Origin of the sequence: uncultured Ruegeria sp. (genome assembly GCF_947489545.1) — a bacterium.
Lineage (GTDB): Bacteria > Pseudomonadota > Alphaproteobacteria > Rhodobacterales > Rhodobacteraceae > Ruegeria.
Window position 1 is genome coordinate 25,086 of sequence record NZ_CANLDZ010000010.1, and the last position, 24,962, is coordinate 50,047.

The window sequence follows — 24,962 nt, forward strand, 5'->3', positions numbered from 1 at the left end:
CCTGATGGACCAGAATAAGATCGACACGCTTCGCGCTGAGCTAGTCCCAAGTTTTTCGCATTTGATCGACGGACGGCATTTGCCTGCATCTGACGGCGCGACGATGGACGTTGTGTCGCCGATAAATGGGCAAGTGCTGACAACTATGGCCCGAGGGACAGTGGCGGATATGGAAGCCGCGATAACATCAGCACGCGCAGCCTTTGAGGATCGCCGTTGGGCAGGGCAGCCACCTGCAGCCCGCAAGAAGGTTCTGATGAAGTGGGCCGACCTGATCGAAGCACATGCGCTGGAACTGGCCGTACTTGGGGTGCGCGACAACGGAACCGAGATTGGTATGGCGTTCAAGGCTGAGCCGGGATCGGCTGCTGGGACAATCCGCTACTACGCCGAGGCGCTGGATAAGATCTATGGTGAAATTGCACCGACGGCTGGTGATATTCTGGGCTTGATCCACAAAGAACCCGTGGGGGTCGTTGGCGCAATTATCCCATGGAATTTCCCGATGATGATCGGAGCCTGGAAGCTGGGCCCCGCTCTGGCGATGGGCAATTCGGTGGTTCTGAAACCTGCCGAAACGGCCTCTCTCTCGTTAATGCGCATGTGTGATCTGGCGCTCGAAGCGGGGTTGCCGCCAGGAGTGCTGAACGCGGTGACCGGTGAAGGAAAGATCGTGGGCGAGGCTATGGGCTTGTCGATGGATGTCGACGTGCTGGTGTTCACTGGTTCGGGTGGGACGGGGCGGCGGTTGATGGAGTATTCGGCGCGCTCGAACATAAAACGCGTCTACTTGGAGCTGGGCGGTAAGTCCCCCAATATCGTTTTCGCAGACGCACCCGATCTTGCAGAAGCAGCGAAGGTCGCAGCAGCCGGTATTTTTCGTAATTCGGGTCAGGTGTGCGTTGCTGCGTCGCGCCTATTGGTTGAGGCGTCAATCCATGATGACTTTGTCGCTGAAGTCGCAAAAGCAGCGGAGGCCATGCGCGTCGGCGATCCCTTGCAACTGGAGACTCATATTGGTGCGGTCAACTCGGAAACGCAGCTGAACGCCAATCTTGGATTTGTCGACACGGCGGTGGCCGAAGGCGGTCAGATTGTCACCGGGGGTCAACGAGTCTTGGCCGAAACCAATGGCTATTACATGGCGCCCACCGTCGTTACCGGTGTCCGGCCAGACGCGTCCCTCGCGCAGAAAGAAGTATTCGGCCCGGTTCTGGGTGTGACGCCATTCGAAGATGACGATGAGGCGGTCGCGATCGCCAATTCAACTGTCTACGGCCTGGCGGGTGGTGTCTGGACATCGAACCTTGGCCGGGCCCACCGCATGGTCCGCGATGTCCGCACCGGCGTCATGCATGTGAACACCTATGGCGGCGCGGACGGAACTGTCCCGCTGGGTGGCGTGGGTCAATCCGGCAATGGGCACGACAAATCACTGCATGCCATAGAGAAATACATCAATCTGAAGACGGCTTGGATCAAGTTGTAAGGGGCCTCGTATGACCGACAAAACCATTCTGATTGTAGGAACCTACGATACGAAAGACGATGAGCTGGGCTTCCTTGCAGATGTGATCCGTGAACAGGGCGGCACGGTTGTCACTATGGACGTTTCCGTTCTGGGTGACCCATCACAGCCTACGGACCATTCCAAACACGATGTGGCCGAGGAAGGTGGCAGTTCGATCCAGGCCGCCATTGACAGCGGTGACGAAAATCACGCGATGCAAATCATGGCGGAAGGGGCCAGCCTTCTGACATCGCGGCTTTACTCCGAGGGCGTATTCGATGGCGTGATTGTGCTGGGCGGTACGATGGGCACCGATCTTGCACTGGACGTTTGTTCGGCGCTGCCCTTGGGTGTCCCTAAATACATCGTATCGACCGTGTCGTTTTCCCCGTTAATTCCGGCAGACCGTCTGGCGGCGGACATCCAGATGATCCTGTGGGCGGGTGGCCTCTATGGGTTGAATTCGGTTTGCAAAGCGTCCCTGTCGCAGGCCGCTGGTGCGGTTTTGGGCGCTGCGCGTGCTGTTGAGAAGCCGGACCCAGACAAGCCCCTGATCGGGATGATGTCGCTGGGCACTTCGGCGCTGAAATATGTGATCCCGTTGAAACCAGCGTTGGAAGCGCGTGGGTATGAGGTCGCAGTGTTTCATGCCACCGGTATGGGTGGGCGGGCCTTTGAAAGCCTCGCACGGCAAGGGGCGTTCGCCTGTGTGTTCGATTTCTGCACGCAAGAGCTGGGCAATCACGTGAACGGGTCCAACATTTCAGCTGGCGCAGATCGGCTGACCAATGCGGGGGCCAGCGGAACGCCGCAGATCGTGGCACCCGGCTGCTATGATCTGGTGGATGTTGTGGGCTGGCAACCCTTGCCGCAGAAATGGGCCGATCATTTAAAGCACGAACACAATCGGCTGCTGACCTCGATTGTGTTGAATGTGGATGAACGGAAAGCGGTGGCGCGCGCCCATTCAAGGCAATTGGTAGCAGCAAAGGCACCCGTCGCAATGATTTTGCCCGAGCGCGGCCTCGGCGAATGGGACCGTGAGGGCGCAGACCTCCATGACAAAGAGGGGTTGGCGCAGTTCCTGGATGAGCTTCAGGCGACCCTGCCTTCGAATGTCTTTTCCCACAGGCTCGATTGCCACATCAACGATCCGGAATTCGCCGGAAAGGCGTTGGAGATTTTTGATGCCTGGCGTGATGAGGGCATCATCGCCGATTAGTCTGCAGGACCGGGGTCAAGAAGGGTCAGCAAATCCAACAGAGTTTCATAGTTTTCAGCCCCCAAAGCAGATTTGAACCCGTCCACAATTTGTGCGGCTTGGGTCGCCCGGTCGTCGATTATCTTCTGACCTTCGGGCGTGATTTCGATGAATTGCCGGCGGCGGTCCGCATCGTCTCGGGTTTGTGTGATAAGGCCTTTGTCACGCAGAGTTGCTGCGATCCGTGTCAGGCTGGGAAACAGCAGGCTGGACCGGTCGGCGAGCGTTTTCGCGTCCAACCGGCCGTATTCGCTAAGAACCCGTAGGGCACGCCATTGTTGTTCCGTGATCCTCGTTTCGGCCAGCATCTCTCGGATCGGGGCCATCACACCTTCGCGCGCGCGGATCAGTGCGATCGGAAGGGATCGTTTGGTCGGCGGGAGTGTGGATGTCATAGAAACCTCGGGAGTTGTCTGGAATGTCAAATGCACCGTAAACTTAGTCTTGACAACCAAGCACCATATTATTTAACTTAACAATAATTAACATGTTAAGGAAATGATATGCCGCACTTCCACATCGACTATTCTGCAAACCTTGAACAGGTCGTGGACATGGGCGCATTGTGCGAGGTTATCCGTAGCGCTGCGGCTGAAATCGAGACCTTTCCAACACCTGGCATTCGCGTTCGCGCAACTCGTGTTGACCATGTAGCAATGGCTGACGGGGATCCAAAGCATGGGTTCATCGACCTGTCCATCCGTCTGCGCGCTGGCCGTTCCGATGACGTGAAGAAGGATGCCGTTACCCGTATTTTCGCAACGCTCAAGGATTTTGTAGCCCCTGCAATGCGGACCCATTCCATCGCTTTGTCTGCCGAAATCCGGGACATCGACGCCGATCTCTCCCCTAAATTCGGCAACGTCCGAGATCATCTGGAGAACACCGCATGAGCGAGCTAGAACAAAACGTTACCAAGTTGAATGGCTATCTTGAGCGATTCCAAGAGACCGGCATCCAAAATCGGATCGCCGGTGCGGATGTCGCGGGTGAAGCAGGGGTGTTCCAAACCATCTCGCCCGTAGACAAAAGCGTGATCTGTGATGTAGCCCATGGGACTGGCGACGACATCGACGCAGCGGCCAAGGCTGCCAACGCAGCCTTTGCAGCGTGGCGTGATATGGCGGCGCGTGAACGTAAGGAAATTCTGATCCGAATTGCCGAAGGCATCGAAGCGCGGGCCGAGGAAATCGCGTTGTGCGAGTGCTGGGACACAGGACAGACGCTGAAGTTCATGTCCAAAGCCGCATTGCGTGGGGCGGAGAACTTTCGGTATTTCGCCGATCAGGTCGTGCAAGCGCGAGACGGGCAACACCTGAAATCACCGACTTTGATGAACATCACGACCCGGGTTCCAATAGGCCCCGTGGGGGTCATTACCCCGTGGAACACACCTTTCATGCTGTCCACATGGAAAATCGCACCAGCGCTCGCGGCCGGATGCACAGTAGTCCATAAACCCGCAGAAGCTTCGCCATTGACTGCGCGCCTACTGGTGGAAATCGCCGAAGACGCGGGGCTGCCCCCTGGGGTGCTCAACACCGTAAACGGATTTGGCGAAGGCGCCGGTAAGGCGCTTTGCGAACACCCCCTGATCAAGGCCATCGCCTTTGTGGGTGAAAGCCGCACAGGATCACTGATCACCAAGCAGGGTGCAGATACACTCAAACGCAACCACTTGGAACTGGGCGGCAAAAACCCTGTCATCGTGTTCGAGGATGCCGATTTGGATCGCGCGCTCGATGCGGTGATCTTTATGATCTATTCGATTAACGGCGAGCGGTGCACGTCGTCATCGCGTCTTTTGGTGCAGGACACGATCCGCGCAGAGTTCGAAACCAAGCTGATCGAACGTGTGAACAACATAAAAGTAGGTCACCCTCTGGACCCAAAAACCGAGATCGGCCCGCTGGTCAACCGAGAGCACTTTGAAAAGGTTACCAACTATTTCTACATTGCTCGCGAAGATGGCGCGACCGTTGCCGCCGGGGGCGTGACTGTCGGGGAAGAAGGGTACTTTGTCCGCCCGACACTGTTTACCGACGCCAACAATCAGATGCGGATCGCGCAAGAAGAGATCTTTGGGCCAGTTCTTACGTCGATCCCGTTCTCGACCGAGGAAGAGGCGCTGCAGATTGCCAATGACATTCCTTACGGTCTGACCGGCTATGTTTGGACCAATGACCTGACCCGCGCGCTGCGCTTCACGGACAAATTAGAGGCCGGGATGATCTGGGTGAACTCGGAAAATGTCCGACACCTGCCGACACCCTTTGGTGGCGTCAAAGCCAGCGGTATTGGTCGTGACGGGGGCGATTGGTCCTTTGAGTTTTACATGGAGCAGAAACACATCGGCTTTGCCACGGGGCACCACAAGATCACCAAACTGGGGGCGCTGTGATGGGCAACCAACAGACATTTGTTGATGAGCCATTTGAGATTGCCTACCCGTCCAAGCCGCAAAAGACTGGCGCGATCTTGTCTGATCAATTCCCGTCAGTCGGCACTGGCCAGCCCAACACCATCTTCCCCATTCGATAGGAGGCACCGATGCCCGTTCCTGCCCCAAATCTATATCCTGATTTCAATACGATCCGCCTGAGCCATGTGTGCCTGAACGTCAAAGACCTTACGGCGTCAAAGAAGTTCTATACCGAGATCCTTGGTCTTCAGGTCACGGATGAAGATGACCGTTGCATCTACCTACGCGCGATGGAGGAACGCGGGCATCATTGCGTGATCCTGCAGCAATCCGATCAACCCGGCACCGTCGAGGTTATGGGCTTCAAGACTTTTGACGAAGACGATCTAGACCGGGCAAAGGCCTATTTCGATAGCAAGGACCGCCCGACGGAATGGGTCCAGCGCGCATATCAGGGGCGCACGCTTTTGACCTCGGACAACATGGGTATTCCGCTGGAGTTCTACCACCAGATGGATCGGTTGGAGCCGATCCACCAGAAATACGCGCTCTATCGCGGTGTCAAACCGCTGCGTATCGACCATTTCAACTGCTTTAGCCATGATGTTGATGCATCGGTGGAGTTTTACTCGGACTTTGGATTTCGCGTCACCGAATACACCGAGGACGAAGAGAGCAAGAAGCTTTGGGCAGCTTGGCTGCACCGCAAGGGCGGTGTGCACGACATGGCCTTCACAAACGGCAACGGTCCACGGATGCACCACGTAGCGTTTTGGGTGCCGACGCCGCTTAACATCATCGACCTGCTCGATCTAATGTCGACCACCGGCTATGTGGACAACATCGAACGCGGCCCTGGCCGTCACGGCATTTCCAACGCGTTCTTCCTTTATGTTCTGGATCCCGATGGCCACCGGATCGAAATCTATTGTTCGGATTATCAAACGGTCGACCCGGACCTGGAGCCCATTAAGTGGGATCTGAAAGACCCGCAGCGCCAGACGCTTTGGGGCGCCGCAGCACCTGAAAGCTGGTTCAAGCACGGGACGACATTTGTTGGTGTGGAAACCAAAGATTCCGCGCTGAACGCCAGCCCGATTATCGCACCATGAGCTTTTGTGCCGTAAACTCGGCTGTCCAGCGTTCGGGATCGCGTCAAATGCTTGACGGTTTCCTTGAACCCAAATGCAACTACGGTTTCAACGTCGTCGCGGGGGTATGACAATGCGATTTGCAACCTACACCTCCCACGGTGAGACTCTGTATGGCGCTGTCACCGACAATGGCATGATCGCCTTGAATGACGCCTTCCCGCAGTGGCCGAGCTTGTTTGACGTTGTGCAAGCAGGCGGGCTCGGTGCGCTTGCCGACGCAGTTGCCGGGAAAAGGGTTACCCATACCGATTTTCGATACGAGATGGTTCTGCCCAATGCGCGACGTATCCTCTGCGTTGGCGTGAACTTCCCGGATCGAAACGCCGAATACAAGGACGGCAGCGAACAGCCCAAGTTCATGTCGTTGTTCCCGCGTTTTGCCAGCGGGTTCACCGGTCATGATCGCCCCATGATACGCCCGCCCGAAAGCCACCATCTTGATTATGAGGGCGAAGTGGCGATCATCATTGGCAAGAGCGGGCGGCGCATCAAACAAGATGACGCCTATGACCATATTGCAGCCCTGACGCTGTGCAACGAAGGCACCATCCGCGACTGGGTGCGGCATGCGAAATTCAACGTCACCCAAGGTAAGAACTGGGACAAGTCCGGCTCGATCGGCCCATGGCTTGTCCCTTTCACCGACGCTGCTCAGTTGGACGACGCCCGCATCGTCACGCGGGTGAATGGAGAAGTCCGGCAAGATGATGTCTTGTCCCGCATGATGCACCCAATCCGGCGCGAGATTGAGTACATTTCGACATTCATGACGCTTGAGCCGGGCGATATCATTGTCACCGGCACTCCGACTGGGTCCGGTGCGCGGCTGGACCCTCCGCAGTATCTAAAACCCGGCGACGTGGTCGAGGTCGAGGTGAACGGCATTGGGACCCTGCGCAACACCATCGAGGACGAAGTGGTATGACGCCCGCAGACCACGCGACCGCCGCCGCTGATCTTTTGCGCGCCGAAGAGACCGGTAAGCAGATTGGGCTACTTTCTCTGCGGCATCCCGAGATGGGTTTGGATGATGCCTACGAAGTGCAAAACGCCATCTACCGCGCCAAGATTGCGCAGGGCCGCAAGGTTGTTGGATGGAAAATAGGGCTGACATCGAAAGCGATGCAATCTGCGTTGAACATCGATATCCCTGACAGTGGGATTCTGTTCGACAATATGGTGTTCGGGAACACCGCGATAGTGCCCAAAGACCGGTTCATCCAGCCGCGGGTCGAGGCCGAGATAGCATTTGTCATGAAATCCGCCATAGGGGGTGCGGACCTGACCCGCCAAGACGTGCTGGCAGCGGTCGAGTATGTCGCCCCTTCGATTGAGATACTGGATACCCGGATCCTGCGCGTCGATGCCGTCACCGGGAAAACCCGCAATGTGTGTGACACGATCAGTGACAACGCGGCCAATGCAGGTGTTGTTTTGGGCACCCAGCGGCATGCGGTTGACGCTTTCGATCTGCGCTGGGTCGGGGCCGTCACCTCTCGCAATGGCGAGGTCGAGGAAACCGGCCTGGGCGCGGGGGTGCTGAATGATCCGGTGCAGAGCGTTGTGTGGCTCGCCCGGCGCATGGCGCAGTATGGTCAAAGGATCGAGGCCGGACATATCATCCTGTCGGGCAGTTTCATTCGGCCCATTGAGTGCCCTGCTGGTAGCAAAATCTTTGCCGATTTCGGTCCCTTCGGCGACGTTGCCGTCTCGTTTGCCTGAAGGTTTCCCATGTCTGCGCCGCGCAATTCATTCAAACACGCAATCGCCGAAGGAGAGCTTCAGCTGGGATGCTGGCTTGGCCTCGCCGATCCCTACATCGCGGAAATCAGCGCGGGCGCCGGGTTCGACTGGGTTCTGATCGACGGAGAACACGCTCCAAATGACCTCCGGTCAATTGTGGCGCAGCTGCAGGTCATTTGTGCACGGGACACTCACTCCGTCGTTCGGCCTCCTATCGGAGAGCCATGGATCATCAAGCAATTGCTGGATGCGGGCGCGCAAAGCCTTCTTGTCCCCATGGTGGAAAGCGCCGAACAGGCGCAAGCCCTTGTAGACGCAGTGACTTACCCGCCGCACGGGGTTCGCGGTGTGGGCTCTGCTCTGGCCCGCGCCTCAGACTTCGCGGCGATTCCAGATTACCTTCAGACTGCGCGGGATGAAATCTGTCTCTTGGCGCAGGTCGAAAACCGAAGAGGTCTGGCCGCGCTGGACGATATTCTAGCGACCGACGGGCTGGATGGAGTATTTATCGGCCCGTCCGATCTTGCCGCCGATATGGGTTTCATAGGTCGGCCCGGCGTGCCCGAAGTGAAGAATGCTGTTCTGCGGGCACTGGAAAAGATCGTTGCGTCGGGCAAGGCGGCTGGAATCCTGACCCTGGACACAGAACTCCAACTTGAATGCCGCGCCGTCGGTGCGAGTTTCATCGCCACTGAAATCGATGTCAGCCTGTTTGCCCGAAGTATGCGAAACGCGGCGGCGGTCGCCCGCAGTCGCTTCCGCCTGCCTCACCAACCAGTGTAAAGGAAAGTGGTTTGCACGGTCAGAGACCTCTCTCGATCAGTCCAAACAATTGGACCGGGCGGGCGACGCCGCGTATGCTGTGAAGCCCGCATTCGGAAAAAAGATCTGGTGCAGCTTCAGCGACTGCAATTGTCGCCAATACTCGGTGCCCCAGCGATTTGGTTAAACCTTCTATTCGGCTTGCGACGTTGACGGCGCCACCTAGGACTGTGAAATCAAGCCTGCCCGGGCTGCCAATATTGCCATAGCTGACCTGACCTACGTTGATGCCAATACCGATATCCAATGGTGGTTTGTTCTGCTGGTCGCGATGCTTGTTCAGTGCAGAAAGACCGTTGAGCGCGCTTTGCGCAGCGCGCGCCGCTTGGAGGCATTGTTGGGTACGATCATCTGGCGTGGCGATGGTGAAAATGGACAAAACTCCGTCACCCATGAACTTGAGGACATCTCCTCCATGGGACTCAACGGACTGCACCACCCTATCGAAATACCCATTCAACGCATCAAATACGTCATCTTCATCTGCCAGATCGGTGAGCGCCGTGAACCCGCGCAGGTCAGAGAACATCACAACCGCTTCCAGAGATGTGCGTTCTCCGCGTTTGATCGTCCCGTTGCACACGGCTTCGGAGGGTCCATTCCCAAGATATGTGCGAAGAAGGCTTTCGGACGATTTGCGCATTGTGATGGGCTCCATCGCCGACGAAAGCGCCGGCAACGCGCCCTCGATCATCTTGAGGTGCTGATCCGAGAACCCATCTTTGGATTGTGTGACGAATGTGCAGCCATGCAGCGAACCGTCTCCGTAAAACAGAAGGGTTGCATAGTAATCCGTGCCGCCCTGATCTGCGAACTCCAAGTATGAGACATGGTCGGTTTCCGAATCCAGCCCGCGCAGACTTTTGTGCAAAGGGTGCCTGTGTTCCAGAACATACTCGAATGCGCTGCCGACATAGCCATCTGTGAGCATACGCTCATGCGTCACGTCGTAGCTTTCCGTGCCGTCAGGTGTCCAGACAACGCCCCAGGCAATCAGCAGGGGGTTCGCAAACCGCTGACCAATATTGACACGCCAAAGTGGAACCCCGGCATCAATAAGTGACGCGCAGAAGTGAGATACGATTTTTACTGGATCGCCCGACCGGCGGCCCTCGTTCATCATCCAATCGGCCAGCTGAGCAATTTGATCCATTGCGGCAGGTTAGCCGCCAGGCGGTGAAGAGCAAAGTCCGATATACGCGGCGTGCAGCAGGGCACGTGCTGCCTCAACGGGTTTGGGTATCCCAAAAGGCGCATACTGATGTCTCGTTGCTGCTTCAAACCTGCCGATACACCGCTTCAGTCCGATGTGGAGGATTTTGGATTGGGAGGGCCCGGCAATTCATATCAGATTGATATTAATGAAAATTGACGGCCAAAGTTCACCAAATTGCAATTTTCTTCGTCCAGTGAGTTTCATCAAACCGAATATTTGTTTCGGGAATGCCGGATATTCGTAAATTCGGGCAAGACACTCTTGATGGCTTTGGCATCCACATGTTTCAATTTCTGTGCTTGGCAGGCAAACGGGCTGCAAGCAACAAACAAAACAGAGAACACAAGTGTTTTCGACATAACCAAAGCGCCCTACGGTTCTGACCGACCGAAAGTGAGCGCTGTACAAGTCCAACGTGGAGAACTCGAATGAACAAAATTTCGATGCTATTGGGTGGCGCATCTGTTGCGATCGCCATGCCGGCATTTGCGGCTGATATTGTAATTGGTGTGCCCAACTGGCCGTCGGTAAATGCAACGGCGCATATCCTTAAGGTCGCGATTGAAGAGAATCTTGGCCTGGAAGTAGAGCTTCAGAACGGTACGAACCCGATTGTTTTCGAAGCTATGGATTCAGGGGCGATGCATGTGCACCCTGAGGTCTGGATGCCAAATCAGCAAAACCTGCACGATACCTACGTCAAAGACAAAGGCACGGTGACGTTCAACGGCAATGGTGTCGAAGCGTTCCAGGGTATGTGTGTGGACAAAGCCACTGCTGAGGCCAACGGGATCACGTCGATTGATGACCTGACAAACCCGGATATTGCGGCTCTGTTCGACAGCAATGGGGATGGTCAGGGTGAATTGTGGATTGGCGCGCCTGGATGGGCGTCAACCAATGTCGAAAAAGTGCGCGCGAAGTCCTACGGCTATGATCAGGTTTTCGAACTCACCGAGATTGATGAAACGGTTGCTTATGCCAACCTCGACAATGCGATCAAGGCTGGGGATGCATGGGTCGGCTTTTGCTACACGCCACACTACGTGTTCGAATTGCATGACCTGCAAGTCTTGGAAGAGCCAGCATATGACGCGGCCAAGTGGAATGTGATCCAGCCGACGGATGATCCGGATTGGCTGGCCAAATCCGATGCGGGCGTTGCCTGGGATCTGGCGTATCTGCATCTGCACTATGCGAAGTCGCTTGAAGAAGAGTACCCGCAAGTCGCCACTATGTTGGCAAACATGAAACTTGATACCGATACAGTATCAGCCATGACCTATGCTCTGGTGATTGATGGCAAAGAACCATTGGCATACGCGCAGGAATGGGTCGGAGCAAACGAAGATGCCGTTCTGGGTTGGATGTCTGAGTGATCATACCTGATCAGAACTGAAACAGATTCAGGCCGCCGGACGTAACCGGCGGCCTGTTGTGCATCAAAGGGACAAGTATGACCGAAACAGTCGTGAAGCTCACCGATGTCTGGAAGATATTCGGGGCGCGCACCGAAGAAGCCATGGCCGCCGTTCGAAGCGAAGGCATCGGCAAGCCCGAAGTTCTGGAAAGATTCAACTGTGTCGTCGGCGTTCAGGGCGCCACGTTCGAAGTGCCAAGGGGCGAGATTTTCTGTATCATGGGGTTGTCGGGCTCTGGCAAGTCCACTCTGGTCCGACATGTGAACCGGCTGATCGAGCCGACAGCGGGGAAGATCGAAATTCTCGGCCATGATGTCTCGAAAATATCAGAGGCAGAGCTTCGACGTATTCGTGCCCAGCAGATCGGAATGGTTTTTCAACACATGGCATTGATGCCGCATCGCTCGGTGCGGGACAATGTGGCGTATCCGCTTGAAATCCGTAAGGTCCCGAAATCAAAAAGATGGGCCGTTTCTGATCATGCGTTGGGATTGGTTGATCTGACGGGTTATGAAGATCGGCTGCCCAAGGAATTGTCTGGTGGGATGCAGCAACGTGTGGGGATTGCACGCGCGCTGGCATCGGACCCTGAAATTCTATTGATGGATGAGCCCTTCTCGGCGCTTGATCCGTTGATCCGATTGCAACTGCAGGATCAGTTCAAGGCTCTGGTCGCTCAGCTAAAGAAGACAACGCTGTTTATCACGCACGATCTGGACGAAGCCATTCGCATTGGACACCGGATTGCGATCATGAAGGACGGTGTCATTGTGCAGATCGGCACGCCGGAAGATATCGTGATGAATCCGGCGGACGACTATGTTCGCGAATTTGTGCAGGGAATATCGAAGCTGAAGCTTGTTAAGGCGCATTCGATCATGGCGCCGATGGACAGTTATTCCGGCTCGCTGGATGGTGCGCCCAGGGCAGATGAAGGGGCCGATCTGGACCAGCTTATCGACCTTGCGGTTGATACGGATATGCCGGTGGTCATAACCGATGCAGGCCAGGACGTAGGTGTTGTGACCAAACCACGACTGTTGCGCGGAATCCAAGGGGGCAAAAATGACTGATACAACAAGTGAAATCCAGGTCACAGCTGCCTCGGATATTGAAGTCGATCGCGAAGCGCTGGACCGTTCTATCCATGAATTCGCAGGTCCCAACGGGGACTATTACGTCAAGGCGTTTCACAAGATTCATGATGCCACCAGTGCCGTTCCCAATACTTTCAACAAATGGGCTGCGGTCCTGGGTCCGTTTTGGTCTGCATCTCGGGCGATTTGGGGAATGTTCTGGACGTTCCTGATCCTTGAAATCATCGCGTGGGTTCAGATTGGGCGTGGTGCCTGGGGAAATCCCGGAGCCGATTTTGCAGAACGGGCGGCGCGTCAGCAGGAGCGGGCAGATGAGCTGTTGGCGCGCGCCGCTGAAGCCACGGAGAAAGCGGATATAGAGCGTTTTTCCAAACTGGCAGAAAACATCCAGAAGGCTGCGGATTCCAGCATGGAGAAAGCACTGTCCGCACAATCCGAAGCGGTTGGAATCCTGGTTACAGGGCTTCTGATGCTCTTGGTCTTCAAGTTGGTTCAGGGTTTTTATTCTGATCGGGTGTACGAAAAGCAATATGCCAACTGGCGGACTGATCCCAAAAGTACTGAAAGCGGCCGCTCGATGCACAACACGGTTCTTGGTGCTGTTTTGGTCGCCGCCATTGGCCCGCTGATCGTGTACAAATTCACCGTCAATTCTTCCATGGCCATGCTGGATGCCTTTCCCGAACTGGCAGTGTCAGAGCTGATCTTGGGTGAAGGAAATGGTACGTTGTTCTCGGCGCTGGCCTCTTGGATGGAAGCCCAGATTGATGCTGCCGCCGCCGCTGGCGGGGATGTCTTCGATGGGATCGTGGCAGGTGTTCGATCGGTTCTTGATGCGCTGACCATTGCCTTGATCGGGTCACCATGGCCGGTTGTCATGCTTGTTATCTGCGTGACAGCATGGCGGGCGGCGGGTCCACGCGTGGCAATCTTCACGGCCTCTTCCTTGGCCTACATCGCACTGCTGGGATATTGGGAAGTCGCAATGGAGACGGTCGCCCTGGTCGGAGCCGCGGTATTTTTATGTGTTGTCTTCGGGATCCCGCTGGGGATCTGGTTTGGGAAATCCAAACGCGCGTACCGAGCGGCGGAACCGGTATTGGATCTGATGCAGACGCTTCCGGCCTTTGTGTATCTGATCCCGATTATCGCGTTTTTCGGAACCGGCAACCCGCCGGGAATTTTGGCCACGATCATCTTCGGTATGCCACCGGTCATACGATTGACCGCGTTGGGTATGCGCGGGGTGCCAGACAGTATTAAAGAGGCGGCCGTAGCCTTTGGCGCATCCAAGTGGCAGTTACTGAAAGATGTTGAAATACCGCTTGCCTTGCCATCGATCATGACCGGCGTGAATCAGACCATTCTCATGTGTCTGTCTATGGTCGTTATCATCTCGCTGATCGGCGGCGGAGGACTTGGCAAGGAAATCCTTGAAGCGCTGCAATATGCGGCCAAAGGACCCGGCTTGCTGGGTGGCTTTGCAATCCTGTTCCTCGCCATGGTGATGGACCGGATCGTGCAAGGCGCATTCAGGCGCGAAGACGAAAAAATCTAAAATGCTCTGCGCCTCCGGACTTCTCCGGGGGCGCATTTGATTTCTGCTGAGACCAATCATGACTGATCGTTACGAAAAATCCATGATGGACAATCTTTATTGGTGGGGTGTGCCCACCTTGTTCAGATGCCCTCATGTAGGCCCTGAAGATCAGGACATTGCGCTGGTCGGGGTTCCACACTCAACTGGAAACGGCACGACCGAGCGCGACCAGCATTTGGGGCCCAGGGCTTTACGCAATGTCTCTGCCGTACAGCGCAGGGTTCACTCGCTGTTCCGAATCGATCCTTGGAACAGTGCCCGGATTGCGGATGTGGGGGATGTCCCTTTTCCGCGTGCCAATGACAACGAAGACTGCATCGAACGTATCACAGCCTTTTACAAGGATATCGACGCGGCGGGTGCGCGCCCTGTTTCCATCGGTGGGGATCACTCGATTACAGGCGGGATTGTTCAGGCGCTTGGAGGGGGCAATCTTGCCGGCGGCGAGCCGGTCAGCTTTCTGCATTTTGACGCCCATACGGATGTGTTTACCAAGGTCGACCACTTCCTGGGTGCCAAAAAGTCTGCGGCGCATTGGGGGGCTTACCTGGCCGACCAAGGCCAGGTTGACCCAACCCGTTCCATGCAGATTGGATTACGAGGTCACCCGCGCAGTTTGGATTGGCTGCAACCGTCATATGACTACGGATACAACATCGTGACGATGCGGGAATTCCGTCAGCGCGGTTTGGAAGATGTCGTCGCGCAAACGCGCGAGGTTCTGGGCGACCGACCCGTGTACATTACGTTTGATCTGGATTGCCTTGATCCGACGGTGGCGCCAGCGGTGTCAAATCTGGAGCCCGGCGAGAAAGGCTTTGATATCGATGAAGCGGTTGGTTTGCTGCGCGCGGCGCGGGGCCTGAACATCGTCGGAGGAGATGTCGTCTGTATGATGCCCACCAAGGACAGCCCCAACAATATCACGGCGCTGACCGCTGCCGCCGTCATGTTCGAGATGATCTCGATGATCGCCGAAAATGTAAGCGCTAATTAGGGCGGCGAGTATCCACGGACTGCGCCAGCACGCATAGCAATTCGAACATCAACGAGATACCAAGCCACGCTGTGCTACCGCTGGGATCAAACGGGGGGGACACCTCAACCAGGTCTGCGCCGATCAGATTCAGCCCGGACATCTTGCGAATAACCTGCTGAGCCTGAAAACTGTTGGGCCCGCCAATTTCTGGCGTTCCGGTGCCCGGAGCGTAGGTCGGGTCAACAAAATCGATATCATAGGTACAGTAGCAAGGCGCGGACCCGACAATGCGCCGTACTTCGGCCATGACGTCGTCGATGCCCCTGTCAAACAGTTCTTCTATGCGGATGATGCGAATACCTTGGGCCTCACCCCATTCGATATCTTCGGTATTGTAGGCGGTCCCGCGAATGCCAACCTGCACAAAGCGTTTGGGGTCAACCAGCCCTTCTTCAACCGCGCGTCTGAACGGTGTCCCGTGGGTGAATTTGTACCCTCCAAAGTAGCTGTCAAACAGATCTGTGTGACTGTCGAACTGGATCAACCCCAATGGCCCCGACGTCGCCAAAGCGCGCAAAACGGGCAGGGTTGTCAGATGGTCGCCACCAGCGGTTAGCGGAGTGATACCCTTGTCGCACAGCCCGGCATAGAATTCCGTTACGCGCCCAAGTGTATCGTCGATGTCCACCGGGTTGGGTGCGACGTCACCCAAATCTGCGCAGTTGATCAGGTCGAACGGGCTAACACCTGTGACGGGGTTCATGGCCCGGATCATTGTTGAAAAATCGCGCAATTGCCGTGGTCCGTGGCGCGCGCCGGGCCGGTTGGTCGTGCCCCCATCCCAGGGGATTCCGACAATCCCCAGATCGACCTCGTTGAACCGCTCATGATCCGGTGTCAGGACGGGCAGGCGCATAAATGTTGGGACACCAGCAAACCGGGCAAGCTCCATCGCCGATACCGGTTGAAAGAAGGAATTGGCCATGCGTACCTCGTGCCCCTTTTTGCTTCGGCCGACCCTATCGGGTGAACTCCGCAAAGGGAATGATTTTGCGGGCGTCAGATCAGAATGCGATACTTGCTGCGGATTTCTGCATCTTGCGAGGGGGTCAGATATTCGGGGCGATAGGTATCCAAAATTTCGCGCGCCCGGTCGCGTGCAGTGGTCCAGGCATCCTTGGCGCCGTCCATTTCCCATGTCCTGGGTTCACGGCGGTCCGCTAAGGACGGATAGAAATAGTCCCGCTCCATCGCAGTGTATGTATGCGTGCTGCCCAGAAAATGCCCGTCTCCCAAAACTGATTGGCAGATAGCTTCAAACCCCAGGTTTTCGGCGTTTACCTCGATCCCGCGCAATGCGCGATAAGTGTGGGAATGCATCTCATCATCCAGAACAAAGGCTTCGAAACTTGCCCCCAAAAGCGATGCGGTCATACCCGAGCTTTCATAGATCAGATTACCACCGGCCAGTGCCGCCGCCAGCGAGGTCATGGCTTTTTCCACGCCGTATTGCGCGTCGATCGCCTTGGCGTCGGTCATCGATGAGGCGACGCCAGATGGCAACCCAAGCCAATTGATGATCTGTGCTGAAGCCGCATTCAAAATAGCGGTTTCACCACTGCCCCCTGCAAAAGACCCGGTGCGCAGGTCCACGATGAACGGCCAGTTTGAGAAAACCATCGGATAGCCCGGTTTGATGGCGTTGACCATCACAAGGCTGGCCAGCGTCTCGGCCAGGGATTGCGCCAGGAATCCGGCCAGCGTTGCCGGTGCGGTCGCGCCGGCCTGAGCCGCAGTGATACAGGACATCGGGATGTTGTGCCTGACACATTCATAGACAACGTCCACCGCATCTTCCCCATACCGCAAGGGTGAGATGACCGGGCTGATGTGGGCTTTCAGAAAGGGGCGTTCCGAGAACTTGGCCGGACCTCCGGCGACGATGTTCAGCATGTCCACGATGGGGGCGACGTGTTCCGCCAGCGTGAAGGATGTTGCGATCGGCTTGGTGGTGTTTCTGACCAACGCGTACACAGTATTCACATCAAGATCGAAAACGTCGGGCACATCGGTGGCAACACAGCATCTGGTGAACCAGCTTACATTGCTAAGCGTGTCTTGCAGGCGTGTGAAATCGTGCAGATCCGCCAGCGTGGAGGGTCGGTAAAGGCCGGTATCAAGATCCAGCGTTTGCACGGCAGCCCCACCTGTTCCAAAAAACACACGATCACCACCAACCTCAATCGAACGACTTTCGTCCCGGCCATGCAGCACAAAGGTCTTCGCCGCCATGCGAACGGTGTCTTCGACCATGGCCCGCGGAAAAGTGACTCGGTCCTGTTTGCCACCAAGCGCGCCTGCCGCCAGCAGGTCTTTGCGCAGCCTCTCGGGTACTTCGCCCATCCCCAGAGTTTCAAGTAGTCTCAACGCTGTATCGTAGATCAGACCAATCTCGGCCTCGGTCAAAGGCTTGAAGGCTCCACCGATCTGGCCGGGCGAGCATGGGTCAACTTCCGGCTTTGCCGCGCGCTGCACCAATCGGGCTTTCCGCCCGCTTCTTCGGTTGTTGTCCGACGGCATTCTGTGGCCTCTCCTGCCTCGTTTCTGCCAGTACGATAGGCACGACGTTGCCCGACGGGCAAAAGCAGCTGTGAAAATTTCGAAATCTAAAATCGCAGTTTCGATTTTCCGAAACCGGCAACTGCCGCGTTGCCGAAGGGTAAGGTTTGTTCCCAAGACTAAGCAAAACGAACGGGGACGGTTTAGATGAAAACGCGCACTAAAGTTGTTGTCATCGGTGGCGGCATCGCCGGGTGTTCTACTTTGTACCACCTGACACAAGAAGGGTGGACAGATGTGGTTTTGGTTGAACGCAACGAACTGACATCGGGTACCACTTGGCATTCTGCTGCGCAGGTCACCAATTTCGGCATGAACCAAACGATGGTCGGCCTAAAAACACACTCGATCCAACTGTACAAAGAACTGGCCGACGACCCGGACTATCCGATCAACTACCATCATGGCGATGGCGGAATTCGTTTGGCCAATACCGAGGCGCAGATGCAAGGCTACCATCATTTCGCGTCCATGGCGCGTGGAATGGATGTGCATTTCGAAGTGATCGACGCCGAGGAATGCGCCCGCCGTCATCCGCTGATTTCTAGTGAGAACCTGATTGGCGGACTATGGGACCCGTTGGACGGTGACATTGATCCGGCGCAGCTGTGTCAGGCGCTGGCACGGCGCGCGCGAAAGGCCGGGGCGGAAGTATATCGCAACGCTCCGGTCACTGGGCTGACGCAGCACAACGACGATACGTGGACAGTGCAGACCGAGCATGGTGACATCGATTGTGACATTGTCGTCAATGCGGGCGGATACCGGGTGAATGAAGTGGGCGCGATGATGGGTGTGCATCATCCGGTCGCATCAATGGAACACCAGTACTTCCTGACCGAAGACATCCCCGCCATTCGTGATGCGGGCCACCGGATGCCGCTGCTGAGATGCCCCATCAGCGACTATTATTGCCGTCAGGAAAAGAACGGGTTGCTGCTGGGGTTCTATGAGCAGGATTGTAAAACCTGGGGTATGGACGGGATCGATCCGAACTTCGTCAACGCTTTGTGCCCAGATGATCTGGATCGGGTGACAGATGTTTTGGAAGGGGCATTTGCGCGGATGCCTGCGTTGATGGAGGTTGGCATACACACGGTGGTCAACGGACCCATTACCTACACAATCGACGGGGCACCCCTGGTTGGTCCGATCCCGGGCAAGCGCAACGCGTTTTGCATCATTGGATTGCGCGCGGGGCTTGGTGAAGGCGGTGGGCATGGATGGTTGTTGGCGCAGCAGATCGTACACGGTGAAGCCTGCTATGACACCTGGTGCCTCGATCCCCGACGGTTCGCCGGGCACTGCAATGTTGAGCTAACGGCACTGAAAGCTATCGAAGACTACCAAAACGAGTTTCGGTTCCACTTCCCGCATGAGCATCGGCCCGCTGGTCGGCCAGCAAAGACGACACCTTTGACACCGGTCCTGGCTGCAAAAGGCGGAGAATTCACTGTCGTCAACGGTTGGGAGCGGGTCGAATACATCAAACCCTATCCGGATTTCACAACCTCTCTGAGTTTCGATTTTGACGAAGCTTTCGATCTTGTAGCCGCCGAAGTGAAGAACGTGCAGACAAATGTAGCGCTTGCTGAGGTCAATGGATTCAACCGGATCGAAATCACCGGTTCAGACCGTCACAGTTTTTTGGATCGGTTGATGTGCGGAACCGTTGCCAAACGCGATGGGCGGATGGGGCTGGGATATCTGCTGAACCACCATGGCATGGTCAAATCCGAGGCGACAGTTGCCAACATACCGGCCAGCGATCGGGGTCAAGCGCGGGTCTGGTACGGCTCGGCAGCGGCAAGTGAAGCCCATGATATGGATTGGCTGTCATACCACCTGAACCCTGACGAAGACGTACAAATCCAAAGCCTGACAAATGATCAGACGATCCTTGTTCTGGCAGGTCCCCGCGCCCGAAAAGTGTTGTCCGCGTGCGCGCGCGGTGACTGGTCGCGCGAAGCGTTCCCGTGGCTTAGCGTTCGGGAGTGTTTCGTGGGTATCGCCCCAGCCACAGTGATGAATGTCAGCTTTTCTGGTGAGCTGGCTTATGAAATCCATGTTCCAAATGCGTCGCTTTACGCGGCCTATCTGGCGCTGGAAAAGGCTGGTGAGGTGTTTGAAATGGGCTTATTCGGCGCTCGCGCGGTCGAATCCATGCGGATGGAGAAAGGGTTTCTGCATTGGAAAGCGGATCTGATCACCGAGTTTGATCCGTTTGAAACGGGTTTGGATAGGTTTGTAAAACTGGACAAGGATGAATTTGTTGGTCGACAGGCTCTGCTCGAAAGGCAGGAAAGCGGGCCGCAAAAGCGTTTGGTGACGTTGCAAATTGATGCCGCACACGCGCCTGCCCATCCTGGGGCGTCACTGATGAATGGGTCTGATGTCGTTGGCGCAGTGACGTCGGGTGATTGGGGTCACCGAACCGGATTGAACCTAGCCTATGCTTTTGTCGATACGCCCTTCGCGGCCATAGGAAATGCGTTAGAGATCGACATGTGCGGGCGGCTTAAGCGTGCTAAGGTTATCGAGCCGTCGCCGTATGATCCGAAGATGGCCAATGCACAAAGCTAGTACTTGCAGAAGGTGCCCGCTCCTCTATGGCAAATACAGCTAGATCGAGGTCTAAATTTGGGGCGTGGCGCGTGGTTCTGTAGATTTATCATTGCCGCACCGAAGATAATCTGTTTCGATTTTTTCGAATAAGTCGAAACATCAGGAACCAAGAAATTGCCAAAATCCCTGAGCCTCCGTTGGCTGGAAGTGTTCCAATTGATTGCCAAGTCCGGATCCATCCAAAAGGTCGCGTCCGAGACGGGCTTGTCGATCAGCACCGTATCCAATCACATGCGCAGTCTGGAAACCGCCCTGGGTGTCGAATTAGTGGATCATAGTCGCCGTCCCATGGGGTTGACCCCGGCGGGTGAAGTGTTCTCGCGGTACGTGAGAGAGGGGCTGACAGCGCTGAAACGCGGCGAAGCGGAAATTCGATCTGGGAACTGGCAACATGCGACTGCCCTCAGGCTGGCATTGATCGATGAGTTCGACAATCAGGTCGCCCCCGAGCTTTTTCGATTTCTGGCGCATGCTTTGCCGCGCTGCAATTTCCGTCACTTTACCCGCCCAAGCCATGAAATTACGGCCAAACTACAAGAACACAAACTAGATGCCGGAGTGGCCTCACGACCCGCTGGGAAAACGGATGGGTTGGTCGAATATCCGTTGTTGCGCGATCCGTTTATCGTCATCCTGCCCGAAAGCTTCCAAGGTGGTGCCGAGGATGTGTTGGCGCCTGAGTCGGACCTGCCGTTCCTGCGCTACTCGCGCGATTACACAATCGGCAAGCAGATTGAGATACAGCTGACACGCAGCAAGTTCAGCCTGCCAAACCGGTTCGAACTGGAATGCAATCATTCGATTGTTGGACTTGTCGCCGAGGGCAGCGGTTGGGCAATAACCACGGCCGCCAGCTATAGGCGCGCTGAGCGGTTCCATCGCAACGTAAAGGCCCTGCCGTTTCCGGGACGAAACTTTGTACGCACAGTGTCGCTGTTCACAACGGATGTTTACCCGGCTTCCACTTCTCTATTGATTCACAAGGTACTGAGCCGTTTGATAAAGCAGAACTTTTGCGATCCAATGAACGCAAAGCTCCCTTGGCTGGAAAACGACTTCCGTACATTGGAAAGTGGGCTGACGTGATTTTGGTCAGTCAATCGGGTTCGCTGGCCTTCTGTGTGACCGACCAGTGAAGCCCCTTTCTGACGCGCATGAGGAGGCCAGTAAAAGGCCGAATAAATTCGATGATCAATGATAGTGCGGGCCGAGGCTTTTGTGACTGAGGAACCAAAGCACCGACAAATTCTCCGCAGTCGGGGCTTTTGATCAAAAACATCAGAGCTAGTGATTGATTTTCTTTCCCTGCGACGGTTAAACACGCGCAAATCTTTTTGGGGAAGCAGATGACTGAACAACAAGGCGATCCACGTCACCTTGAAACGCTGGATCGCGATCTCGCCCGCTTTTCCAATCTCGAGACGGCAACAAGTTACGTTGGCAGGCCAATGGTCGGCCCAGGAATTTCGCTGGTCTTTGTGGTTCTGGCCGGTCTCGCCGCCGCTTTGTTCTTTGGGCAAACCAACAACGCCATGATCGTCATCGTCGCCGCTTGTTTTGGTGCCTACATGGCACTGAACATTGGCGCGAATGATGTTGCCAACAACATGGGTCCGGCTGTTGGAGCAAATGCGCTGAGCATGGGTGGCGCCATTGCCATTGCCATCGTCTTTGAAAGCGCCGGGGCGCTGATTGCTGGCGGAGATGTGGTTTCTACCATCGCCAAGGGCATCATCGCGCCTGAAAGCATGGGCACCGCCGAGATTTTCATATGGGCCATGATGGCCGCCCTTTTGTCGGCTGCCCTTTGGGTCAATCTTGCAACTTGGGTCGGGGCACCGGTTTCGACCACGCATTCCGTCGTTGGCGGCGTGATGGGGGCTGGGATTGCAGCGGCTGGCTTTGCCGCAGTGAACTGGCCAACCATGGGCAAAATCGCAGCCAGCTGGGTGATTTCGCCTGTATTGGGTGGGGCGGTTGCCGCTCTGTTTCTATGGTTGATCAAATCCCGGATCATCTATCGCGAAGACAAGATCGCGGCCGCGCGCACCTGGGTGCCGGTGCTGGTCGGGATCATGGCCGGGGCTTTTGCCTCTTATCTGGCGCTGAAGGGGCTGAAGAAGATCATCAAGATTGACCTGCCAACAGCGCTTTTGATCGGTGCGGCTATTGGGGCCTTGGTGTGGGTGACGATGATCCCGGTCATCCGCAAGCAATCCGAAGGGCTGGAAAACCGCAACAAATCATTGAAGGTTCTGTTTGGTATTCCGTTGGTTGTCTCTGCTGCACTGCTCAGTTTTGCCCATGGTGCCAACGATGTCGCCAATGCTGTCGGCCCGCTTGCTGCGATCGTGCAAGCGTCGCAGTCTGGTAACTTTACCGAGGCTGTGAGCATTCCGTTCTGGGTCATGGTGATCGGGGCCTTCGGGATATCATTTGGTTTGTTCCTGTTTGGACCCAAACTGATCCGCATGGTCGGGAGTCAGATTACCAAACTGAACCCGATGCGTGCCTATTGCGTGGCTCTGTCCGCTGCGATCACGGTGATTGTCGCAAGTTGGCTGGGGCTGCCCGTCAGTTCAACTCACATCGCGGTCGGAGGTGTGTTCGGTGTCGGGTTCTTCCGTGAATGGGATGCTGAACGCCGCATTCGAAATGCGCGCCTTACGATGCCGGAAAGGCCCAATTATGCTCCGGAAGAACGTAGACGTCGCAAGCTCGTACGTCGCTCTCACTTTATGACCATCATCGCAGCTTGGGTGATTACGGTGCCGGCAGCTGCCATTCTGTCCGCAACGGTGTTTTTCCTGATCACACTGGCGTTGGGATCCGTTTAGACGGGTACGCGCTTTGATGACGCCGAGGAACTCGTCACGATGCCTTGGTTACCAAAAGCTGCCAGCATTTTGTCGAAGTGTTTTGTGCACAAATCGGGTGATCTGCAGACGTCTCTTTCTCTGGCGCATGCAGGGTAAACGGCGAAGATCCGGTTTGGTTTTGGTCGCTAGATACGCTGTGATATCTTGCTGGCCGGAAAATGCGCGCTCGGTGCAAGCTCGGCCCTAGTCAGATCCAAGACTTCACGGCCACAACAACACGACCGTTTGATCTTTCGCTAAGCTCTACACCCAGTGCTTCACCGACGTTCACAGATCCGAGCCCGGCATCTTCCAGGATGTTGGCATGCAGGAAGCAATCTCGTTTATCGTCAAATACATTTACAAAGCCGTATCGTTTTTCCAACGAGAACCATTTGACCCGTGCGGGTTCAAAGGTTTTTGAGATATCGGGTTTCCGATCAATGACGATACTTGTTTCGCATTTTGCAGGGGGCTTTGCGTTCAAGCTCAAAACCTCGACGACCTGCAGTCCTTTGGGCGTTATGCATGTGGTTGCGTCAACAGAGCATCCAGCAGCAATCGAGTTTTGTCCAAAGTCATATACTGCGTTTTGATGCAGCAACGCTTCTTTGCCTGTGGTGTTGCAAACAACAAAGCCATATCCGCGCTCAGGTGAGAACCATTTGATTGTTCCGGAAATGTAACCCTGAACATCACCGTTGATTGTTGAACCGTCCATTACCCAGCTTACCTACTACTACAAAAGCACTAATCCTAAACTGACATCTAGAATGTGTTATTTTTTGGCTCGAGTTTTGGCAAATATATGAGCAGGACTTTTGGAAGACCATAAGTGCCCTGGTCTTGGTTCCCGGCGTAAGGTCCCGATATGCAAACCTCAAAGGCGTCGAAGGACATACTGGACCAGAACGCGTCGTGCTGTGTGAATGTGTCATTGCGGTTGTAGCGCCGCTGATACGAAATCCCGCACGCTTCCAACGATTTTTCGCATCGGAGTATTTGAGAACACGCTGCGTTCTGCACTGCTTTCCAGTATCTCGATGATCAAATGCGAGACTTGGTTGGCGTTCGGGACAGATCTGAAGTCACCTTCTGCGATGCCGCGTTCGACCAGGGTAACTAATGTTGCGATCAGGTTTTCGCGGGTATCCAGAAACAGCCTTGCGATATCCGGTTGGCGAATGGCTTCGCTGGTGATTTCCAGGCTTAAGATCACGTTCTCAGGTGCAGACAGGTATTTCGCGTAGGCACCTATGAACCCGTCTAGAACCTTGGGTGCTGGTGAAGGCTTCATCAGCATTTCAAGGAATGGGCCCACTTCTTTCCGTTCCAGCTGTGCGATTTCGACCAATACATCGTGTTTGCCGGGGAAGTGGTTATAGAGGTTTCCCAGGCTAATACCTGCGCGGGCCGCGATGTCGCGCACACCAGTCTGGTGATAGCCCTTTTCCAAGAAGCACATGACCGCGGCTTCCAGAATCTGATTTCGGCGCTTGGATGTCGCTTTGTCTCGATTTGTTGTGGCCTTGGAGTCGGGCATTATTTTACCATCATTATTGAACGAACGATCGTTCATACTATATAGCGGAAACCCATTATCTGCAAGGCGGTGGGCAATTTCGTCTGGAATAG

22 protein-coding genes are annotated in these 24,962 nt (G+C 55.6%); 16 read left to right on the forward strand and 6 right to left on the reverse strand.

From position 1 onward, the window contains the following. Window positions 1-4: 4 nt before the first annotated feature. Together Q1B13_RS14460 and Q1B13_RS14465 are read left to right on the forward strand one after the other, a co-directional pair. The gene (locus Q1B13_RS14460; protein ID WP_299081745.1) at window positions 5-1,489 is read left to right on the forward strand and encodes an aldehyde dehydrogenase family protein; all 1,485 of its coding nucleotides are present in this window, start codon (window positions 5-7) and stop codon (window positions 1,487-1,489) included. Window positions 1,490-1,499: 10 nt separating this feature from the next. Then, the gene (locus Q1B13_RS14465; protein WP_299081742.1) at window positions 1,500-2,732 is read left to right on the forward strand and encodes a Tm-1-like ATP-binding domain-containing protein; all 1,233 of its coding nucleotides are present in this window, start codon (window positions 1,500-1,502) and stop codon (window positions 2,730-2,732) included. Here the strand turns inward: Q1B13_RS14465 and hpaR are convergent. Then, entirely contained in the window at window positions 2,729-3,166 is a 438-nt protein-coding gene (gene hpaR / locus Q1B13_RS14470; RefSeq protein WP_299081737.1) for a homoprotocatechuate degradation operon regulator HpaR, read from the reverse strand. The genes Q1B13_RS14465 and hpaR overlap by 4 nt on opposite strands. 108 nt (window positions 3,167-3,274) lie before the next feature. Between hpaR and Q1B13_RS14475 the strand changes: the two genes are divergently transcribed. The 7 genes from Q1B13_RS14475 to Q1B13_RS14505 all read left to right on the forward strand — a co-directional run bounded on the left by Q1B13_RS14475 (window position 3,275) and on the right by Q1B13_RS14505 (window position 8,873). Then, complete coding sequence (locus Q1B13_RS14475) at window positions 3,275-3,664, forward strand: 5-carboxymethyl-2-hydroxymuconate isomerase (RefSeq protein WP_299081734.1); 390 nt, start codon at window positions 3,275-3,277, stop codon at window positions 3,662-3,664. Next, window positions 3,661-5,172, forward strand: a complete 1,512-nt coding sequence (gene hpaE, locus Q1B13_RS14480) for a 5-carboxymethyl-2-hydroxymuconate semialdehyde dehydrogenase (RefSeq protein WP_299081731.1) — start codon at window positions 3,661-3,663, stop codon at window positions 5,170-5,172. The genes Q1B13_RS14475 and hpaE overlap by 4 nt, the downstream gene beginning before the upstream one ends. Beyond that, window positions 5,172-5,312, forward strand: coding sequence for a hypothetical protein (locus Q1B13_RS14485; protein ID WP_299799873.1), 141 nt, complete (start codon window positions 5,172-5,174; stop codon window positions 5,310-5,312). Before hpaE ends, Q1B13_RS14485 begins: the two co-directional genes overlap by 1 nt. A 9-nt stretch (window positions 5,313-5,321) precedes the next feature. Then, window positions 5,322-6,305 (forward strand): 3,4-dihydroxyphenylacetate 2,3-dioxygenase, encoded by a 984-nt coding sequence (gene hpaD / locus Q1B13_RS14490; RefSeq protein ID WP_299081728.1) that lies wholly within the window; start codon window positions 5,322-5,324, stop codon window positions 6,303-6,305. 112 nt (window positions 6,306-6,417) lie between these two features. Then, the gene (locus Q1B13_RS14495) at window positions 6,418-7,272 is read left to right on the forward strand and encodes a fumarylacetoacetate hydrolase family protein (protein WP_299081725.1); all 855 of its coding nucleotides are present in this window, start codon (window positions 6,418-6,420) and stop codon (window positions 7,270-7,272) included. After that, window positions 7,269-8,069, forward strand: coding sequence for a 2-oxo-hept-4-ene-1,7-dioate hydratase (gene hpaH / locus Q1B13_RS14500; protein WP_299081722.1), 801 nt, complete (start codon window positions 7,269-7,271; stop codon window positions 8,067-8,069). The genes Q1B13_RS14495 and hpaH overlap by 4 nt, the downstream gene beginning before the upstream one ends. Window positions 8,070-8,078: 9 nt before the next feature. Continuing rightward, window positions 8,079-8,873 carry an aldolase/citrate lyase family protein gene (locus Q1B13_RS14505; RefSeq protein ID WP_299081719.1) on the forward strand — a complete coding sequence of 265 codons (795 nt, stop codon included), beginning with the start codon at window positions 8,079-8,081 and terminating at the stop codon, window positions 8,871-8,873. Between the two features lie 19 nt (window positions 8,874-8,892). Here the strand turns inward: Q1B13_RS14505 and Q1B13_RS14510 are convergent, their stop codons facing one another. Next, complete coding sequence (locus tag Q1B13_RS14510; protein WP_299081716.1) at window positions 8,893-10,065, reverse strand: adenylate/guanylate cyclase domain-containing protein; 1,173 nt, start codon at window positions 10,063-10,065, stop codon at window positions 8,893-8,895. A 491-nt stretch (window positions 10,066-10,556) separates the two neighbouring features. On the opposite strand from Q1B13_RS14510, the gene Q1B13_RS14515 reads away from it, so the two are divergent. The 4 genes from Q1B13_RS14515 (at window position 10,557) to Q1B13_RS14530 (ending at window position 15,243) form a co-directional block, all read left to right on the forward strand. Beyond that, complete coding sequence (locus Q1B13_RS14515) at window positions 10,557-11,507, forward strand: glycine betaine ABC transporter substrate-binding protein (RefSeq protein WP_298936202.1); 951 nt, start codon at window positions 10,557-10,559, stop codon at window positions 11,505-11,507. Between the two features lie 77 nt (window positions 11,508-11,584). Next, on the forward strand, window positions 11,585-12,622 hold the full coding sequence (locus Q1B13_RS14520; RefSeq protein ID WP_298936203.1) for a glycine betaine/L-proline ABC transporter ATP-binding protein: 1,038 nt from the start codon (window positions 11,585-11,587) through the stop codon (window positions 12,620-12,622). After that, on the forward strand, window positions 12,615-14,204 hold the full coding sequence (locus Q1B13_RS14525) for a proline/glycine betaine ABC transporter permease (protein ID WP_299081713.1): 1,590 nt from the start codon (window positions 12,615-12,617) through the stop codon (window positions 14,202-14,204). The genes Q1B13_RS14520 and Q1B13_RS14525 overlap by 8 nt, the downstream gene beginning before the upstream one ends. 58 nt (window positions 14,205-14,262) lie before the next feature. Then, window positions 14,263-15,243 carry an arginase family protein gene (locus Q1B13_RS14530; protein WP_298936205.1) on the forward strand — a complete coding sequence of 327 codons (981 nt, stop codon included), beginning with the start codon at window positions 14,263-14,265 and terminating at the stop codon, window positions 15,241-15,243. On the opposite strand, the gene Q1B13_RS14535 is transcribed toward Q1B13_RS14530, so the two are convergent. Both Q1B13_RS14535 and Q1B13_RS14540 read right to left on the reverse strand, forming a co-directional pair. Next, complete coding sequence (locus Q1B13_RS14535; RefSeq protein WP_299081710.1) at window positions 15,236-16,210, reverse strand: agmatinase; 975 nt, start codon at window positions 16,208-16,210, stop codon at window positions 15,236-15,238. The two genes, Q1B13_RS14530 and Q1B13_RS14535, sit on opposite strands and share 8 nt — an antisense overlap. Before the next feature lie 74 nt (window positions 16,211-16,284). Further along, a complete protein-coding gene (locus Q1B13_RS14540; RefSeq protein WP_299081707.1) occupies window positions 16,285-17,805 on the reverse strand; it encodes a trimethylamine methyltransferase family protein in 1,521 nt (506 codons plus the stop codon). 186 nt (window positions 17,806-17,991) lie between these two features. On the opposite strand from Q1B13_RS14540, the gene Q1B13_RS14545 reads away from it, so the two are divergent. From Q1B13_RS14545 to Q1B13_RS14555, 3 genes are all read left to right on the forward strand, one after another. Next, window positions 17,992-20,427, forward strand: coding sequence for an FAD-dependent oxidoreductase (locus tag Q1B13_RS14545; protein ID WP_299081703.1), 2,436 nt, complete (start codon window positions 17,992-17,994; stop codon window positions 20,425-20,427). A 156-nt stretch (window positions 20,428-20,583) separates the two neighbouring features. Then, window positions 20,584-21,555, forward strand: a complete 972-nt coding sequence (locus tag Q1B13_RS14550; protein ID WP_298936210.1) for a LysR family transcriptional regulator — start codon at window positions 20,584-20,586, stop codon at window positions 21,553-21,555. Window positions 21,556-21,815: 260 nt separating this feature from the next. Next, on the forward strand, window positions 21,816-23,306 hold the full coding sequence (locus Q1B13_RS14555; protein ID WP_299081701.1) for an inorganic phosphate transporter: 1,491 nt from the start codon (window positions 21,816-21,818) through the stop codon (window positions 23,304-23,306). A gap of 229 nt (window positions 23,307-23,535) precedes the next feature. Here the strand turns inward: Q1B13_RS14555 and Q1B13_RS14560 are convergent, their stop codons facing one another. Both Q1B13_RS14560 and Q1B13_RS14565 read right to left on the reverse strand, forming a co-directional pair. Further along, the gene (locus Q1B13_RS14560; protein WP_299081698.1) at window positions 23,536-24,048 is read right to left on the reverse strand and encodes a cold-shock protein; all 513 of its coding nucleotides are present in this window, start codon (window positions 24,046-24,048) and stop codon (window positions 23,536-23,538) included. Window positions 24,049-24,261: 213 nt separating this feature from the next. Further along, a complete protein-coding gene (locus Q1B13_RS14565; RefSeq protein WP_299799880.1) occupies window positions 24,262-24,906 on the reverse strand; it encodes a TetR/AcrR family transcriptional regulator in 645 nt (214 codons plus the stop codon). Window positions 24,907-24,962 lie beyond the last annotated feature (56 nt).

What these genes read in the sequence shown, in the direction of transcription:
- Q1B13_RS14460 (WP_299081745.1), top strand. Translation starts at nt 5, where the DNA reads ATGGACCAGAATAAGATCGACACGCTTCGCGCTGAGCTAGTCCCAAGT.
- Q1B13_RS14465 (WP_299081742.1), top strand. Translation starts at nt 1,500, where the DNA reads ATGACCGACAAAACCATTCTGATTGTAGGAACCTACGATACGAAAGAC.
- hpaR (WP_299081737.1), bottom strand. Translation starts at nt 3,166, where the DNA reads ATGACATCCACACTCCCGCCGACCAAACGATCCCTTCCGATCGCACTG.
- Q1B13_RS14475 (WP_299081734.1), top strand. Translation starts at nt 3,275, where the DNA reads ATGCCGCACTTCCACATCGACTATTCTGCAAACCTTGAACAGGTCGTG.
- hpaE (WP_299081731.1), top strand. Translation starts at nt 3,661, where the DNA reads ATGAGCGAGCTAGAACAAAACGTTACCAAGTTGAATGGCTATCTTGAG.
- Q1B13_RS14485 (WP_299799873.1), top strand. Translation starts at nt 5,172, where the DNA reads ATGGGCAACCAACAGACATTTGTTGATGAGCCATTTGAGATTGCCTAC.
- hpaD (WP_299081728.1), top strand. Translation starts at nt 5,322, where the DNA reads ATGCCCGTTCCTGCCCCAAATCTATATCCTGATTTCAATACGATCCGC.
- Q1B13_RS14495 (WP_299081725.1), top strand. Translation starts at nt 6,418, where the DNA reads ATGCGATTTGCAACCTACACCTCCCACGGTGAGACTCTGTATGGCGCT.
- hpaH (WP_299081722.1), top strand. Translation starts at nt 7,269, where the DNA reads ATGACGCCCGCAGACCACGCGACCGCCGCCGCTGATCTTTTGCGCGCC.
- Q1B13_RS14505 (WP_299081719.1), top strand. Translation starts at nt 8,079, where the DNA reads ATGTCTGCGCCGCGCAATTCATTCAAACACGCAATCGCCGAAGGAGAG.
- Q1B13_RS14510 (WP_299081716.1), bottom strand. Translation starts at nt 10,065, where the DNA reads ATGGATCAAATTGCTCAGCTGGCCGATTGGATGATGAACGAGGGCCGC.
- Q1B13_RS14515 (WP_298936202.1), top strand. Translation starts at nt 10,557, where the DNA reads ATGAACAAAATTTCGATGCTATTGGGTGGCGCATCTGTTGCGATCGCC.
- Q1B13_RS14520 (WP_298936203.1), top strand. Translation starts at nt 11,585, where the DNA reads ATGACCGAAACAGTCGTGAAGCTCACCGATGTCTGGAAGATATTCGGG.
- Q1B13_RS14525 (WP_299081713.1), top strand. Translation starts at nt 12,615, where the DNA reads ATGACTGATACAACAAGTGAAATCCAGGTCACAGCTGCCTCGGATATT.
- Q1B13_RS14530 (WP_298936205.1), top strand. Translation starts at nt 14,263, where the DNA reads ATGACTGATCGTTACGAAAAATCCATGATGGACAATCTTTATTGGTGG.
- Q1B13_RS14535 (WP_299081710.1), bottom strand. Translation starts at nt 16,210, where the DNA reads ATGGCCAATTCCTTCTTTCAACCGGTATCGGCGATGGAGCTTGCCCGG.
- Q1B13_RS14540 (WP_299081707.1), bottom strand. Translation starts at nt 17,805, where the DNA reads ATGCCGTCGGACAACAACCGAAGAAGCGGGCGGAAAGCCCGATTGGTG.
- Q1B13_RS14545 (WP_299081703.1), top strand. Translation starts at nt 17,992, where the DNA reads ATGAAAACGCGCACTAAAGTTGTTGTCATCGGTGGCGGCATCGCCGGG.
- Q1B13_RS14555 (WP_299081701.1), top strand. Translation starts at nt 21,816, where the DNA reads ATGACTGAACAACAAGGCGATCCACGTCACCTTGAAACGCTGGATCGC.
- Q1B13_RS14560 (WP_299081698.1), bottom strand. Translation starts at nt 24,048, where the DNA reads ATGGACGGTTCAACAATCAACGGTGATGTTCAGGGTTACATTTCCGGA.
- Q1B13_RS14565 (WP_299799880.1), bottom strand. Translation starts at nt 24,906, where the DNA reads ATGAACGATCGTTCGTTCAATAATGATGGTAAAATAATGCCCGACTCC.